The following is a 14,529-nucleotide window of genomic DNA, read 5'->3' on the forward strand; positions in this document are numbered from 1 at the left end:
AGCAATGACGCAGCAATTACTCGGTAACGCAACGGAAACGTCACAGGCATACACAGTTCATATGGCCCCACAACTGGCCCCGCCCGACTCGGCGCCGCTGACCGGCTATCGGATCGCCGTGACGTCGGCGAACCGCGCCGAGGAGTTGTCCGCGCTGCTGCGCCGTAACGGCGCGGAGGTCTTCAGCGCCGCGGCCATCAACATCATCGCGCTGCCCGACGACGACGAGTTGCAGAGCCACACCCAAGCGGTGATCGCCCAGCCGCCCGATATCTTGGTCGCGCACACCGGAATCGGCTTCCGGGGCTGGATCGCCGCGGCCGACGGGTGGGGTCTGGCCACGCAGCTGCTGGCGTCGCTGGGCGAGTCGCGGATCGTGGCGCGGGGTCCCAAAGCGACCGGGGCGCTGCGCGCCACGGGCCTGCACGAGGAATGGTCACCGAAGTCCGAGTCATCGCGCGAGGTCCTCAATTACCTGCTCGACTCGGGAGTGGCCGGCAAGCGCATCGCCGTGCAGTTGCACGGCGCCGCCGACGGCTGGGATCCGTTCCCGGAGTTCATCGAAGGCCTGCGCGCGGCCGGCGCCGAAGTGATGCCCATCCACGTGTACCGCTGGAAGCCGGCGCCGCCAGGCGGCGACTTCGACCAACTCGTCGCCTCCATTGCCCGGCGCCAGTTCGACGCGGTGACCTTCACGTCCGCCCCCGCCGGAGCGGCCGTCCTCGAGCGCAGCCGCGAGCTGGGAATCGAAGACCGCCTCCTGCAAGCGCTTCGCACCGACGTCCACGCGATGTGCGTCGGCCCGGTGACCTCCCAGCCGTTGGTGCGCGCCGGCATCCCGACGTCATCGCCGGAACGAATGCGGTTGGGCGCGTTGGCCAGACACATCGCCCAGGAGCTGCCGCCGCGGCGGTCGTGCACCGTCAACGCGGCCGGCCACGAGCTCGAGATCCGCGGGACCTGCGTGCTGGTGGACGGATCGGTCAAGGCGCTGTCCGGCTCCGGCATGGCGACGCTGCGGGCGCTCGCGCAGCGACCCGGCGACGTGGTGGCCCGCAACGACCTGCTCCGGGTGCTACCCGGCAACAGCAACGACCCGCACGCCGTGGACACTGCGGTGCTGCGGTTGCGGACGGCGTTGGGCGACAAGAACATCGTGGCGACCGTCGTCAAGCGTGGCTACCGGTTGGCCGTCGACGACCTGGGGAGTGCACCATGGCGCTGATTCTCGCCGCGCACGGCACCCGCCGCCCCGGCGGTGTCGCGATGATGGAGGGGCTTGCGACGCAGGTCGGTTCGTTGCTCGGCCGCGACGTCCACGTCTGCTTCGTCGACGTGCTGGGTCCGGACCCCAGCCAGGTGCTCGGCTCCGTGCGGAACAGCGGCGGCCCCGCCATTGTCGTACCGGCGTTTCTGTCCCGCGGCTACCACGTGCGCACCGACCTGCCCGCCCATGTCGAGGCGAGCCGGCACCCCAACGTCGTCGTCACTCCCGCCTTGGGGCCCAGCGGACAGATCGCGCGCATCGTCAGCGATAAGCTTGTCGAATCCGGTTGGCGCCCAGGCGATTCGGTGGTACTCGCGGCGGCCGGAACGTCGGACGACATGGCGCGGGCCGACCTGCACACCACCGCCACGCTGCTTTCGGCGCTGACCGGCACGCGCGTCAGCCTGGGCTTCGTCGCCACCGGTGAGCCGACGGTCGCCGACGCGGTTCGCGCGGCCCGCGCGCAGGCCCGGCGCCACGGCGGGCGCGTCGCGGTCGCCTCCTACCTGCTGGCCGACGGGCTGTTTCAGCAGCGGCTGCGCGACTGCGGCGCGGATCTGGTCAGCGAGCCGCTGAGCACCCACCCCGGGCTGGCTAGGCTCGTCGCGAGCCGCTTTCGCCGCGCCATGCCGCCCGCCCTCGCCCCGACGGCCCGGCACGCGTCCGGGCAGCCGCGCCGCGCGGTCGCTTGATCTTTGCCGCGATAGCGGCGATCCTGGCACCATGCCGCGCCGCGAAGAGCCGTCGCACGGGCTCTTAGACCCCGTCGCCAAGATGCTGCGGTTGCCGTTCGGCACACCGGAATTCATCGACCGCATGGTCACCGGGGGCGTCAATCAGGTGGGCCGCCGCACGCTGCGGACGCTGATCACCACCTGGGACGCCGCCGGTGGCGGCCCGTTCGCCGCCAGCGCGATCGCCTCCACCGGCATGGCCAAGACCGCCGAAGTCGTGCAGAACATGTTCATCGGTCCGGTGTTCGGCCCGCTGCTGAAGATCTTGGGCGCCGACAAGGTCGCGATGCGGGCATCGCTGTGCGCCTCGCAGCTGGTCGGCCTGGGCATCATGCGTTACGGCATCCGCTCGGAGCCACTGCACTCGATGTCGGTGGACCAGATCGTCGACGCCATCGGGCCGACGATGCAGCGCTACCTGGTCGGCGACATCACCCGCTAACCGGCGACGCGGCCGACCTGCACCAGGCCGTCGGCCGTGACCCGCGCGGGGTACACCGGCACCGAATAGCTCGGATCGTCAAGGCACTCACCGTCTTCCAGCGAGAACGCCTGCTTCAGAATCGGCGACTGGACCGCGATCCGGCCACCCCGGTCGCCGACGATCCCGCGGGAGAGCACCGCCGCACCCGAGAACGGGTCGACGTTGCCGATGGCGTACACCGAGCCGTCGTCCAGCCGGAACAGCGCCGCCTGGGCGCCGTCGTCGAGCAGCACACCGACGCCGCGGCCCGGGATCAGCCGGTCGTAGGCGCAGGCGGTCGTCCACACCTGAATGTCGTTGAGGAGCGTCATGATTCCTTCCGATTCAGTGGCGCGGCTCGTCGATCACGGCGACGCCTTGGTTCGTGTCGCCGGCGGCGGACTGCGCTCGGATCTTCGGCATGCCGATGGACACGGGAATCTTGCGCCCGGCATGCTCGGTGAAGGTCACCGTCGGGTCGACGGCGTCCGGGGCGTTGACGAAGGACACGAACCGCGACAGCTTGTCCGGGTCTTCGAGCACGCCCTTCCACTCGCACTTGTAGTTGTCGACGTGCCGCTCCATGGCCGCCTCGAATTCCGCGGCCAGGCCCAACGAGTCCTCGCACACGACCTCACGCACGTGGTCCAGGCCGCCTTCCAACGAGTCGACCCACGGCGCGGTGCGCTGCAGCCGGTCCGCGGTGCGGATGTAGTACATGAGGAACCGGTCGACGTAGCGGACCAACGTCTCGGTGTCGAGGTCGCTGGCCAGCAGCTGGGCGTGCTTGGGCGTCATGCCGCCGTTGCCGCCGACATAAAGGTTCCAACCCTTCTCGGTGGCGATGACACCGACGTCCTTGCCGCGGGCCTCGGCGCATTCGCGCGCGCACCCCGAGACGCCCATCTTGATCTTGTGCGGAGCCCGCAACCCGCGGTAGCGCAGCTCCAAATCGATGGCCAACTGCACCGAATCCTGCTGCCCGTAGCGGCACCAGTCGGTGCCGACGCAGCTCTTCACCGTGCGCAGCGACTTGCCGTAGGCGTGGCCGGACTCCATGCCACCGTCGACCAGCCGCTTCCAGATCTCCGGCAGCTGGTCCACCCGGGCGCCGAACATGTCGATCCGCTGCCCGCCGGTGATCTTGGTGTACAGGCCGAAGTCCTGGGCGATCTGGCCGATCAGCACCAGGTGTTCGGGTTTGATGTCACCGCCCGGCACCCGCGGCACCACCGAGTAGCTGCCGTTCTTCTGGATGTTGGCCAGGAAGTGGTCGTTGGAGTCCTGCAGCGCGGCCTGCTCGCCCTCCAGGATGTGGTCGGAGCCGGTCGACGCCAGGATCGACGCGACCACCGGCTTGCAGATGTCGCAGCCCCTGCCGCGGCCGAAGCGCTCCAGCAGGCCGGAGAAGGTGCGGATCTCGGTGGCCGAGATGATCTCGAACAGCTCGGCCCGCGACTGGCTGAAGTGCTCGCACAGCGCCTTGGACTGCTCCACGCCCTCGGCCTCGAGCAGCTGCTTGAGCAGTGGCACGCAGGACCCGCACGAGGTTCCGGCCGCGGTGCACGACTTCAGCGCGGGCACGTCGGCGCAGCCGTCGGCGATCGCGCACTTCAGGTCGCCCTTGGTGACGTTGTTGCACGAGCAGATCTGCGCCGAGTCCGGCAGCGCCCCAACACCGAGCGCCGGGGCCTCACCGGAGGCGGGCGCGATGAGCGCGAGCGGGTCCCCCGGCAGCTCGCTGCCGACCATGGGCCGCAGCACGCCGTACGACGAGGCGTCACCCACCAGCACGCCGCCCAGCAGAGTCTTGGCGTCGTCGGAGAGCACCAGCTTGGCGTAGGTCCGGTTGACCGCATCGTTGATCGCGACCTCGAGGCAGTTCTCGGTGCTGCCCATGGCGTCACCGAAGCTCGCGACGTCGACGCCGAGCAGCTTCAGCTTCGTCGACAGATCGGCCTCGCCAAATTCCGCGACGCCGTCCAGCAACCGGTCGGCAACCACTTCAGCCGACGTGTAGCCGGGGCCGACCAGGCCGTAGCAGCGCCCGCCGATCGCGGCGACCTCACCGATCGCGTAAATGTCGGGATCGCTTGTCTGGCAAGCCAAATCGGTCATGACGCCGCCACGCTCGCCGAGCTCCAGGCCCGCGGCCCTGGCGATCTCGTCGCGGGGGCGGACGCCGGCGGCAAAGATCACTACGCCGGCGTGCACCACCTCACCGTCGCTGAGCCGCACCCGCACCGACACGGTGCCGTCGTCGTGCTCGACGGGTTCGATCGCCTCGGTCCCGGTGCCGACGTGCACCTCGATGCCCAGGTCGCCGACCATCCTGGCCAGCAGCGCGCCGCCGGCCTCGTCGATCTGCTGGGCCATCAGGCGGGGCATCATCTCGACGACGTGGGTCCGTAAGCCGAACTGACGCAACGCGTTCGCGGCCTCCAGGCCCAACAGGCCGCCGCCGATCACGACGCCGGCGGCGGCGTGCGAGGTCTGCGCCGCCCGCTGCGCGTCGGTGCGGATGGCGTCGAGGTCGTCGAGCGTCCGGTAGACGTGACACGCGGCCAGGTCGTGACCGGGCACCGGCGGGACGAAGGCGTAGGACCCCGTCGCCAGCACCAGCGCGTCGTAGTCGTGCCGCTGACCGTCGGCGGTCACGACCGACTCTGTCCCGCGGTCAATTTCAATCACCCGCTGGTTCAGGACCAGCCGAACTCGCTCGTCACCGTCGTAGTCGTTGCCGGGCAGCGCCAGCAGCGTGCGGTCCCAGCTCTCGGTGTAGGACGTCAATCCGACGCGGTCGTAGGCCGCGTCGGCCTCCTCGGCGAAAACCGTGATGCGCCACAATCCCTCGGTGTCACGGGCGCGCAGGGCCTCCACGAAGCGGTGCCCCACCATGCCATGACCAACTACGATGATGTGACGAGGCGCACAGTGCGCGCGCGAAATCCCGTCTGCAGCCATGGCTTTGAGGGTAGCGGCGGGAAATTACGGTCACTTCGCACAATGTGACCGACCTATGACGAGGATCTCACACTTCACAGCCACCCTTGTGAATATTCGTTCGCCGCGGGCGAACGCCGAGGTAGAACTTAAGCGTGGTCGGCTCATGTTTGTAGATGTAGCGGATCGACACCGCGTCGGTCACAGCCAACTCACACGCAAGCGTAAGGAGATCGTCATGAGCAGTCTCGCACTGTGGTCGCGTCCGGCCTGGGACACCGACCGGTGGTTGCGCGATGTCTTCGGCCCGGCCGCGGACTGGAACAAGCCCGTCGCGAACGGGTTCAGCCCGGCGGCAGACGTCATTCGCGACGGCGACGACGCCGTCGTGCGGCTGGAGCTGCCCGGCGTCGACGTCGAGAAGGACGTCACCGTCGAGGTCGACTCGAGCCACGGGGCAACCCGACTGGTGGTTCACGGTGAGCACCGCGACGAGCACGCGGAGGAGGCGAGCGGCCGCACGCTGCGGGAGATCCGGTACGGATCATTCCGCCGGTCGTTCCGGTTGCCGGCCCACGTCACCGGGGACGCCGTCACCGCGTCGTACGACGCCGGGGTGCTGACCGTACGGGTCGCCGGCGCCTACGCCGGGCAGCAGGCCCAGCGGATCGCCATCACGAAGTAAGAGCGGGAGCCGAGCCCGGCGCAGCGCCGCGCTGCGCCGGGCTTTCGGCTGTCGAAACACCAGGCCCGTCGCCGGCTCGGTCGCCCGCCGGGCCGCCGCAGGGCGTGACACGCGTCTTTCCGGGGGTTTGCCGCGACGGGTGGTTCCGCGGCACCCGCGCCCGCACACCCGGCGTCGGCGACGTGCCGACCGGCTTTGCTCCTCGCACGGTTGCACGTGACCTGGCCCACACAACGCGGGCGACATGGTTAGTATCGAGGCAGCCGTGTGATCCATGACACTGTTACCGCGAGGAGACCGACGTTGACCACCACTACTGAACTCGCCGAGCTGCACGACCTCATCGGCGGCCTGCGGCGGTGTGTGACCTCATTGCGGTCGCGCTACGGCGACAGCCCGGCGATGCGCCGCATCGTGATCGACGCCGACCGCATCCTCAGCGACGTCCAGCTGCTCGACACCGATGTCTCCGAACTGGACCTGGCGCGCGCCACCGTGCAGCAATCCGGCGACAAGATCTCCATCCCCGACACCCCGTACGACAGCGCCTTCTGGCGCGACGTCGACGACGAAGGTGTCGGGGGTCACAACCGGGCCTGATAAGCGGCCGGCAACACAAGCCCCCCGCCCGCGGGGGCGTCCTGTCTGTGTAACCTTCGACCTACAGCCCGTTCGAAGAGGAACACATCACATGAGCGCACCCGCGGCGAACCGTCCTGCGTCCGGTGTCTTTTCACCGACGCGCGCCCGCATTCCGCAACGCACCCTCCGCACCGACCGGTGGTGGATGTCGCCGTTGCGTATCGACCTCGGCTTCGCCGCGTTCCTCATTTACGCGACGGTCCGCGCATTCCAGCAGAACTACTTCTTCGTCCCGAAATACCACTACCTGACGCCGTTCTACTCGCCGTGCGTCAGCAAGGGCTGCGGTGAGGCGGGCGACATCTGGCCGCAGTTCCTCCCGGACGTCTGGTGGCTGCCGTACGCGGCGCTGTCGCTGCCGTTCCTGCTGCTGTTCCGCCTGACCTGCTATTACTACCGCGGCGCCTACTACCGCACCGTTTGGCAGTCGCCGAGCGCGTGCGCGGTCGCCGAACCGCGCGAGCACTACACGGGCGAGACCCGATTCCCGCTGATCGTGCAAAACACCCACCGATACTTCTTCTACATCGCCGGCATCATCTCGGTGATCAACACCTACGACGCGATCGTCGCGTTCCATTCCGACAGCGGGCCGGGCGGATTCGGCTTCGGCCTGGGCAATCTGATCCTGCTGGGCAACGTCATCATGCTGTGGATCTACACCCTGTCCTGCCACTCCTGCCGGCACGTCACCGGCGGCCGGCTCAAGCACTTCTCCAAGCACCCTGTCCGGTATTGGATTTGGACGCAGGTCAGCGTCATCAACACCCGCCACAAACTGTTCGCGTGGATCACGCTGGGCACCTTGATGCTCACCGACTTCTACGTCGCGCTGGTGGCCAGCGGCACCATCTCCGACCTGAGATTCGTTGGCTGACAAGCCCATTCACGCATCACCAAATATCGGCTTAGCGAGGTTCTATGGTTGAGGTTGAGCGGCACTCCTACGACGTGGTCGTGATCGGTGCCGGCGGCGCGGGCTTGCGCGCGGTCATCGAAGCCAGGGAGCGGGGCCTGCGGGTCGCCGTGGTGTGCAAGTCGCTGTTCGGCAAGGCCCACACCGTGATGGCCGAGGGCGGTTGCGCGGCGTCCATGGGGAACACCAACCCGAAGGACAACTGGAAGACCCACTTCGGCGACACCATGCGCGGCGGCAAGTTCCTCAACAACTGGCGCATGGCCGAACTGCACGCCAAGGAGGCGCCGGACCGGGTCTGGGAGCTGGAGACCTACGGCGCGCTGTTCGACCGCCTGAAGGACGGCAAGATCAGCCAGCGCAACTTCGGCGGGCACACCTACCCCCGGCTCGCCCACGTCGGTGACCGCACCGGGCTGGAACTGATCCGCACCATGCAGCAAAAGATCGTCTCGCTGCAACAGGAGGACTTCGCCGAACTCGGCGACTACGAGGCCCGGATCCGGGTGTACGCCGAAACGACGATCACCGAGCTGATCAAGGACGGTGACGCGATCGCCGGGGCCTTCGGCTACATCCGGGAGAGCGGGAACTTCATCCTGTTCGAGGCCCCCGCCGTGGTGCTGGCCACCGGCGGCATCGGCAAGTCGTTCAAGGTCACCTCCAACTCCTGGGAGTACACCGGCGACGGGCACGCGCTGGCGCTGCGCGCGGGCGCCAGCCTGATCAACATGGAGTTCGTCCAGTTCCACCCGACCGGGATGGTGTGGCCGCCCAGCGTGAAGGGGATTCTGGTCACCGAAGGCGTCCGCGGCGACGGCGGCGTGCTGAAGAACTCCGACGACAAGCGGTTCATGTTCGACTACATCCCGTCGGTGTTCAAGGGCCAGTACGCCGAGTCCGAGAGCGAAGCCGACCAGTGGCTCAAGGACAACGACTCGGCGCGCCGCACCCCGGACCTGCTGCCGCGTGATGAGGTCGCGCGCGCGATCAACTCGGAGGTCAAGGCCGGCCGGGGCAGCCCACACGGCGGCGTCTACCTCGACATCGCCTCCCGGCTGACACCCGCCGAGATCAACCGGCGGCTGCCGTCGATGTACCACCAGTTCAAGGAGCTGGCCGGTGTCGACATCACCAAGGAGCCCATGGAGGTCGGGCCGACCTGTCACTACGTGATGGGCGGCGTCGAGGTGGACGCCGACACCGGCGCCGCCACCGTTCCCGGGTTGTTCGCCGCGGGCGAGTGCTCCGGCGGCATGCACGGCTCCAACCGGCTCGGGGGTAACTCGCTGTCGGACCTGCTGGTCTTCGGGCGCCGCGCCGGCCTCGGCGCCGCCGACTACGTGCGCGCCCTGTCCAGCCGCCCGACGATCGCCGAGGACGCCGTCGAGACCGCCGCCAAGCGGGCCCTGTCCCCCTTCGAGACGCCGACCAACGGCGCCGCCGCGGAGAACCCCTACACCCTTCAGCTGGAGCTGCAGCAGTCGATGAACGACCTGGTGGGGATCATCCGCAAGGAGGAAGAGATCACCGAGGCCCTCGCGCGGCTCGACAAGCTGCGGGAGCGGTTCAAGCACATCCACGTCGACGGCGACCGGCGGTACAACCCCGGGTGGAACTTGGCCATCGACCTGCGCAACATGCTGCTGGTCAGCGAGTGCGTCGCCAAGGCCGCGCTGCAGCGCACCGAAAGTCGCGGCGGGCACACCCGCGACGACCACCCGTCGATGGACTCGTCGTGGCGCAAGGTGCTGCTGGTCTGCCAGGCCGCGGGCGGTGACGAGGTGATCCCCGACATCTCCGTCACCCGCAAGGACCAGGTGCCGATGCGGGCCGATCTGCTCGAGCTGTTTGAGATCGGCGAGCTGGAGAAGTACTACACCGACGAAGAGTTGGCCGACCATCCGGGACGGAGTGGGAAATGACCTACAACGCGACCATGCGCGTGTGGCGCGGCGACGACGCCAACGGCGCGTTGCAGGACTTCACGGTCGAGGTCAACGAGGGCGAGGTGGTGCTCGACATCATCCACCGCCTGCAGCAGACCCAAACTCCGGATCTGGCCGTGCGGTGGAACTGCAAGGCCGGTAAGTGCGGCTCGTGCTCGGCGGAGATCAACGGGTACCCCCGGCTGCTGTGCATGACCCGGATGTCGACGTTCGCCGAGGACGAGGTTGTCACCGTCACGCCGCTGCGGACCTTCCCCGTGATCCGCGACCTGGTCACCGACGTCTCGTTCAACTACGAGAAGGCCCGCGAGATCCCCGCGTTCGCGCCGCCGAAGGAGCTGCAGCCCGGCGAGTACCGGATGGCTCAGCAGGATGTGCAGCGCTCGCAGGAGTTCCGCAAGTGCATCGAGTGCTTCCTGTGCCAGAACGTCTGCCACGTGGTCCGCGACCACGAGGAGAACAAAAAGGCGTTCGCCGGGCCCCGTTTCCTGATGCGGATCGCCGAGCTGGAGATGCACCCGCTGGACACGCTCGACCGGCGCAACCAGGCGCAAGAACAGCATGGCCTCGGCTACTGCAACATCACCAAGTGCTGCACCGAGGTGTGCCCGGAGAACATCAAGATCACCGACAACGCGCTGATTCCGATGAAAGAACGGGTCGCCGACCGCAAGTACGACCCCGTGGTGTGGTTGGGCAACAAGCTGTTCCGTCGCTGAATCCGGTGCCCGCCCGGCGTTATGGGCCGGGTGGCATCGGGTAACCGAAACTGCGTCCTGTCGCGCCGCCGGTAACGGCGGTCGAGCTACGACCGGAAAGGCAGTCGATGAATTTGACCCGAGAAACCGCCAGTATCAACCAGATTCGCACGGCGATCCGGCAGTTGTCGGTGCGGGCCCAGCTGGCCCACAAGGAGGGGCGGCACGGCGACGCCGCCGAGATCGAGCACCGCATCGAGGACTTCCGGCAGGAATTGAGCCACCGGCCCTGACCGGAACCGCCGCGGGCGCTCAGACGCCGAGTCGGCGGAATGCGCTGCGGTGAAACACGATGGGCGCGACGTCGGCGTCCACGGTGACCTCGCTGACCCGCAGCACGACGATGGTGTGGTCGCCCGCCGGGATCGTCTGCTCGATCGAACTCTCCAGCCACAGGCCGGTGCCCTTGATGAACACCGCGCCGGTGGATCGCGACACCGTCTCCAGCCCCGCAAACCGGTCGCCCGTCTTGGCGGCCAGGGTTCGCGCGGCCTCGTCGTGCGATTCGCCGAGGACGCTGATGCCGAGCATCGGCAGGTCCTTGAGCTTGGGCCATGTCGTCGACGTGTTCTGCACACAGAACGAGACGAGGGGCGGATCGAGTGAGACGGGCACGAAGGTGCTGGCGGCCAAGCCCTCGCGGATGCCGTTCACCTCGGCGGCGATCGCGACCACCCCGGAGGGGAAGTGACCGAAGGCCTCGCGAAGCGAGGACGGTGTCAGCTGGTTGTTCGAGTTCACCGGATCGCCCCTAGAGCCGGAGACAGATTGACATCGGCGACCCTACCTGCCACCGCCGGCGGCCTCACGATCGCCCCTGCTCGACCGGCTTGCGGGCCGGCTCGCGACCGGGCCCGGCGTCGCCCGCCCGGAAACCGTGCGCGGCGGCCACGTCCGGATGCGCCCGCAACCTGCTCTTCCAGGCGTTGCGCCCGTAGACCGAGAACATCGGGTCCGATGGATCGCGCGTCGGGGTCCAGCCGTCAGCGCCGGGCGCGGTGAGCTCGGCCGGCAGCGTCAGCAGCGGGACCTGGGCGTCCAGCCGCGGGTTGAAGAAGAACGGCACCGAGATGCGCTCGGCGCGCGCGCCGCGCAGGTCGACGCGGTGCTCGGTGGCGCGCAGGTAGCCACCCGTCGCCACCTCCAGCAGTTCCCCGATATTGACGATGAACGCCCCGTCGCGCGGCGGCACGTCCACCCAGTCACCGCCGTCACGGCGCACCTGCAGCCCGCGGCTGCCTGGCTCGGCCAACAGCAGCGTCAGCACGCCGGAGTCGCGGTGCGCACCCACGCCCTGCGCGCTGGCAGCGCCGGCCGGATACCGGATGATCTTGATCAGGGTCGCCGGCGCCCCGGCGAAGGCCGCGTCGAACACGTCGGGCGGACTGCCCAAGGACGCCGCCCAGTGCCGAAGCAGGGTGCGCGCGACCCGCGAGAGCGCGGCGTCCCACTCCGCCACCACGCCGGGGAGTTCCGGCAGCGCGGCCGGCCACTGGTTGGGGCCCTGCAACCAGCGGTAGTCCGAAGGGCCCAGGCCGGCGATCGGCGGCCGTTGCGGGCCGATATCAATCTGCTCGCGCCAATCCACCTCGCCGCGGGTCAGCTCACCCCCGAGCCGGGTGTAGCCGCGGAAGTGCGGGCTGCGCACCATCGCGACGGCGTCCTTGTCCCGCTGTGGCAGCGCGAACAGCCGGCGCGCCGCCGCCAGCAGCCGCGTCGTCAGCGCTGGCGGCACGTCGTGGCCGATCAGATAGAAGAACCCGACGTCATGACCGGCCGCCCGCAGGCTCTCCCGCAGGGCTCCGGCGCCGGCCCGCAGGTCGACGGTGGCGATCTCGTCGGCGGTGGCGGGGACACCTGGCACAGTCGTCATGATTCCATCATCACCGCAGCTAGAGCGGCCGCGGGCGGCCCGGGTTTAAGTAGCCCAACCGGTTGGTTAATTAGGCAATGAAATGTAGCTCACATTTGCTTGCATACGTCTGACGCTAGCGATATTTTAGCGGTGTTACTGGTGGGTAACTTAGACCTAGTACCCAACCACAAGTGGCATTCTCAACGAGGAGGACCTGTAGTGAGCCACTACAAGAGCAACGTCCGTGACCAGGTATTCAACCTGTTCGAGGTCCTGGGCGTTGAGAAGGCGCTGGGCCAGGGCGAGTACGCCGACCTGGACGCCGACACAGCCCAGGAAATGTTGACCGAGATCAGCCGTCTCGCCGAGGGTCCGGTCGCGGACTCCTTCGTCGAGGGTGACCGCAACCCGCCGGTCTTCGACCCGAAGACGCATTCGGTGACCCTGCCGGAGTCCTTCAAGAAGTCCGTCCGCGCCGTCACCGACGCGGGCTGGGACAAGGTCGGCATCGACGAGGTGCTCGGCGGCATGCCGATGCCCCGCGCGCTGGTCTGGGCGCTGCACGAGCACCTGCTCGGCGCCAACCCGGCCGTCTGGATGTACGGCGGTGGCGCCGGCTTCGCCAACATCCTGTACCACCTCGGCACCGAGGAGCAGCGCAAGTGGGCCGTCATCTGCGCCGAGCGCGGCTGGGGCTCCACGATGGTGCTGACCGAGCCCGACGCGGGTTCCGACGTCGGCGCCGGCCGTACCAAGGCGGTCCAGCAGGAGGACGGCTCCTGGCACATCGACGGTGTGAAGCGGTTCATCACCTCCGCCGACTCCGACGACCTGTTCGAGAACATCTTCCACCTGGTGCTGGCCCGCCCCGAGGGCGCCGGCCCCGGCACCAAGGGCCTGTCGCTGTTCTTCGTGCCCAAGTTCCTGTTCGACTTCGAGACCGGTGAGCTGGGCGAGCGCAACGGCGTCTTCGTCACCAACGTCGAGCACAAAATGGGTCTGAAGGTCTCCGCGACCTGCGAGCTGTCCTTCGGCCAGCACGACGTGCCCGCCAAGGGTTGGCTCGTCGGCGAGGTGCACAACGGCATCGCGCAGATGTTCGAGGTCATCGAGCAGGCGCGCATGATGGTCGGCACGAAGGCCATCGCGACCCTGTCGACGGGCTACCTCAACGCGTTGGAATACGCCAAGTCGCGCGTGCAGGGCGCCGACCTGACGCAGATGACCGACAAGACCGCGCCGCGGGTGACCATCACGCACCACCCCGACGTGCGCCGCTCGCTGATGACCCAGAAGGCCTACGCCGAGGGTCTGCGCGCGCTGTACCTCTACACCGCGACCTACCAGGACGCGGCGGTCGCCGAGGCGGTGCACGGCGTGGACGCGGAGCTGGCGGTCAAGGTCAACGACCTGATGCTGCCGGTGGTCAAGGGGGTGGGCTCGGAGCAGGCGTACGCCAAGCTCACCGAGAGCCTGCAGACCTTCGGTGGTTCCGGCTTCCTGCAGGACTACCCGATCGAGCAGTACATCCGCGACGCCAAGATCGACTCCCTCTACGAGGGCACCACGGCCATCCAGGCGCAGGACTTCTTCTTCCGCAAGATCGTCCGCGACAAGGGTGTGGCGTTGGCCCACGTGTCGGGTGAGATCCAGAAGTTCGTCGACAGCGAGTCCGGCAACGGGCGGCTCAAGACCGAGCGCGAGCTGCTGGCCAAGGCGCTGGCCGACGTGCAAGGGATGGCGGCCACGCTGACCGGTTACCTGATGGCGGCGCAAGAGGACGTGACCAGCCTGTACAAGGTGGGCCTGGGCTCGGTGCGCTTCCTGATGAGCGTCGGCGACCTGGTGATCGGGTGGCTGCTGCAGCGTCAGGCCGCCGTCGCGGTGCAGGCGCTGGACGCCGGCGCCAGCGGCGAGGACCGGTCGTTCTACGAGGGCAAGATCGCGGTGGCGTCGTTCTTCGCGAAGAACTTCCTGCCGCTGCTGGCCAGCACCCGCGAGGTCATCGAGACGCTGGACAACGACATCATGGAGCTCGACGAGGCCGCCTTCTAGGCCAACCGAGGGCAGACGCAGAAATCCCCCGTTTCCCGGCAAGGGAAGCGGGGGATTTCTCGTCGGCGACCCGCGCCCGACGCGGGCGGGACGGCCCGCGCGTGCAAAAGGCCGCCGCTGGATCCCCTCGTTCCAGCGGCGGCCCTTTTCGTGCGCCTGCCTCGCGGATGACAGACGGTCGAACCAGGAATGCCCCGTGTTGCCGTCGGGGTCGGGGGGTCAGACCGCAACACGGGGCCATCCGGCACTACGGATACCCCGC

General features: G+C 68.3%; 14 protein-coding genes. 10 read left to right on the top strand and 4 right to left on the bottom strand.

Annotated elements, in window-relative coordinates; genetic code table 11:
• The first annotated feature begins 73 nt into the window (after positions 1-73).
• Genes A5700_RS05600 through A5700_RS05610 form a run of 3 tightly spaced genes read left to right on the top strand, consistent with a single transcriptional unit; the run spans position 74 to position 2,443 of the window.
• Positions 74-1,225, top strand: coding sequence for a uroporphyrinogen-III synthase (locus A5700_RS05600; protein ID WP_156671095.1), 1,152 nt, complete (start codon positions 74-76; stop codon positions 1,223-1,225).
• Positions 1,216-1,959 (top strand): sirohydrochlorin chelatase, encoded by a 744-nt coding sequence (locus A5700_RS05605; RefSeq protein WP_068204517.1) that lies wholly within the window; start codon positions 1,216-1,218, stop codon positions 1,957-1,959. The genes A5700_RS05600 and A5700_RS05605 overlap by 10 nt, the downstream gene beginning before the upstream one ends.
• 31 nt (positions 1,960-1,990) lie before the next feature.
• Complete coding sequence (locus tag A5700_RS05610) at positions 1,991-2,443, top strand: hypothetical protein (RefSeq protein WP_068070261.1); 453 nt, start codon at positions 1,991-1,993, stop codon at positions 2,441-2,443.
• On the opposite strand, the gene nirD is transcribed toward A5700_RS05610, so the two are convergent.
• On the bottom strand, positions 2,440-2,796 hold the full coding sequence (nirD, locus tag A5700_RS05615) for a nitrite reductase small subunit NirD (RefSeq protein ID WP_068070262.1): 357 nt from the start codon (positions 2,794-2,796) through the stop codon (positions 2,440-2,442). The genes A5700_RS05610 and nirD overlap by 4 nt on opposite strands.
• Positions 2,797-2,809: 13 nt before the next feature.
• On the bottom strand, positions 2,810-5,428 hold the full coding sequence (nirB, locus tag A5700_RS05620; RefSeq protein WP_082960495.1) for a nitrite reductase large subunit NirB: 2,619 nt from the start codon (positions 5,426-5,428) through the stop codon (positions 2,810-2,812).
• 217 nt (positions 5,429-5,645) lie between these two features.
• On the opposite strand from nirB, the gene A5700_RS05625 reads away from it, so the two are divergent.
• The 6 genes from A5700_RS05625 (at position 5,646) to A5700_RS25965 (ending at position 10,590) form a co-directional block, all read left to right on the top strand.
• Positions 5,646-6,092 (top strand): Hsp20/alpha crystallin family protein, encoded by a 447-nt coding sequence (locus A5700_RS05625; protein WP_068070264.1) that lies wholly within the window; start codon positions 5,646-5,648, stop codon positions 6,090-6,092.
• A gap of 303 nt (positions 6,093-6,395) precedes the next feature.
• Positions 6,396-6,692 carry a hypothetical protein gene (locus A5700_RS05630; protein WP_068070265.1) on the top strand — a complete coding sequence of 99 codons (297 nt, stop codon included), beginning with the start codon at positions 6,396-6,398 and terminating at the stop codon, positions 6,690-6,692.
• Between the two features lie 91 nt (positions 6,693-6,783).
• Positions 6,784-7,611, top strand: a complete 828-nt coding sequence (locus tag A5700_RS05635) for a hypothetical protein (RefSeq protein WP_068070266.1) — start codon at positions 6,784-6,786, stop codon at positions 7,609-7,611.
• A 44-nt stretch (positions 7,612-7,655) separates the two neighbouring features.
• On the top strand, positions 7,656-9,575 hold the full coding sequence (locus A5700_RS05640) for a fumarate reductase/succinate dehydrogenase flavoprotein subunit (protein WP_068070267.1): 1,920 nt from the start codon (positions 7,656-7,658) through the stop codon (positions 9,573-9,575).
• A complete protein-coding gene (locus A5700_RS05645) occupies positions 9,572-10,318 on the top strand; it encodes a succinate dehydrogenase/fumarate reductase iron-sulfur subunit (RefSeq protein ID WP_068070268.1) in 747 nt (248 codons plus the stop codon). The genes A5700_RS05640 and A5700_RS05645 overlap by 4 nt, the downstream gene beginning before the upstream one ends.
• A gap of 107 nt (positions 10,319-10,425) precedes the next feature.
• Complete coding sequence (locus A5700_RS25965; RefSeq protein ID WP_156671091.1) at positions 10,426-10,590, top strand: hypothetical protein; 165 nt, start codon at positions 10,426-10,428, stop codon at positions 10,588-10,590.
• 19 nt (positions 10,591-10,609) lie between these two features.
• Here A5700_RS25965 and A5700_RS05650 read toward each other — a convergent pair whose 3' ends face one another.
• Positions 10,610-11,098 (bottom strand): flavin reductase family protein, encoded by a 489-nt coding sequence (locus A5700_RS05650; RefSeq protein WP_068070269.1) that lies wholly within the window; start codon positions 11,096-11,098, stop codon positions 10,610-10,612.
• Between the two features lie 64 nt (positions 11,099-11,162).
• Positions 11,163-12,230 (bottom strand): isopenicillin N synthase family oxygenase, encoded by a 1,068-nt coding sequence (locus A5700_RS05655; protein ID WP_068070270.1) that lies wholly within the window; start codon positions 12,228-12,230, stop codon positions 11,163-11,165.
• Between the two features lie 201 nt (positions 12,231-12,431).
• Between A5700_RS05655 and A5700_RS05660 the strand changes: the two genes are divergently transcribed.
• Positions 12,432-14,267 (top strand): acyl-CoA dehydrogenase, encoded by a 1,836-nt coding sequence (locus A5700_RS05660; protein WP_068070271.1) that lies wholly within the window; start codon positions 12,432-12,434, stop codon positions 14,265-14,267.
• Positions 14,268-14,529 lie beyond the last annotated feature (262 nt).

Origin of the sequence: Mycobacterium sp. E1214 (assembly GCF_001666755.1) — a bacterium.
Lineage (GTDB): Bacteria > Actinomycetota > Actinomycetes > Mycobacteriales > Mycobacteriaceae > Mycobacterium.

Coding starts and splice junctions, on each gene's coding strand:
- A5700_RS05655 (WP_068070270.1), bottom strand. CDS start 12,230: ATGACGACTGTGCCAGGTGTCCCCGCCACCGCCGACGAGATCGCCACC.
- A5700_RS05645 (WP_068070268.1), top strand. CDS start 9,572: ATGACCTACAACGCGACCATGCGCGTGTGGCGCGGCGACGACGCCAAC.
- A5700_RS25965 (WP_156671091.1), top strand. CDS start 10,426: ATGAATTTGACCCGAGAAACCGCCAGTATCAACCAGATTCGCACGGCG.
- nirB (WP_082960495.1), bottom strand. CDS start 5,428: ATGGCTGCAGACGGGATTTCGCGCGCGCACTGTGCGCCTCGTCACATC.
- A5700_RS05610 (WP_068070261.1), top strand. CDS start 1,991: ATGCCGCGCCGCGAAGAGCCGTCGCACGGGCTCTTAGACCCCGTCGCC.
- A5700_RS05635 (WP_068070266.1), top strand. CDS start 6,784: ATGAGCGCACCCGCGGCGAACCGTCCTGCGTCCGGTGTCTTTTCACCG.
- nirD (WP_068070262.1), bottom strand. CDS start 2,796: ATGACGCTCCTCAACGACATTCAGGTGTGGACGACCGCCTGCGCCTAC.
- A5700_RS05640 (WP_068070267.1), top strand. CDS start 7,656: ATGGTTGAGGTTGAGCGGCACTCCTACGACGTGGTCGTGATCGGTGCC.
- A5700_RS05625 (WP_068070264.1), top strand. CDS start 5,646: ATGAGCAGTCTCGCACTGTGGTCGCGTCCGGCCTGGGACACCGACCGG.
- A5700_RS05605 (WP_068204517.1), top strand. CDS start 1,216: ATGGCGCTGATTCTCGCCGCGCACGGCACCCGCCGCCCCGGCGGTGTC.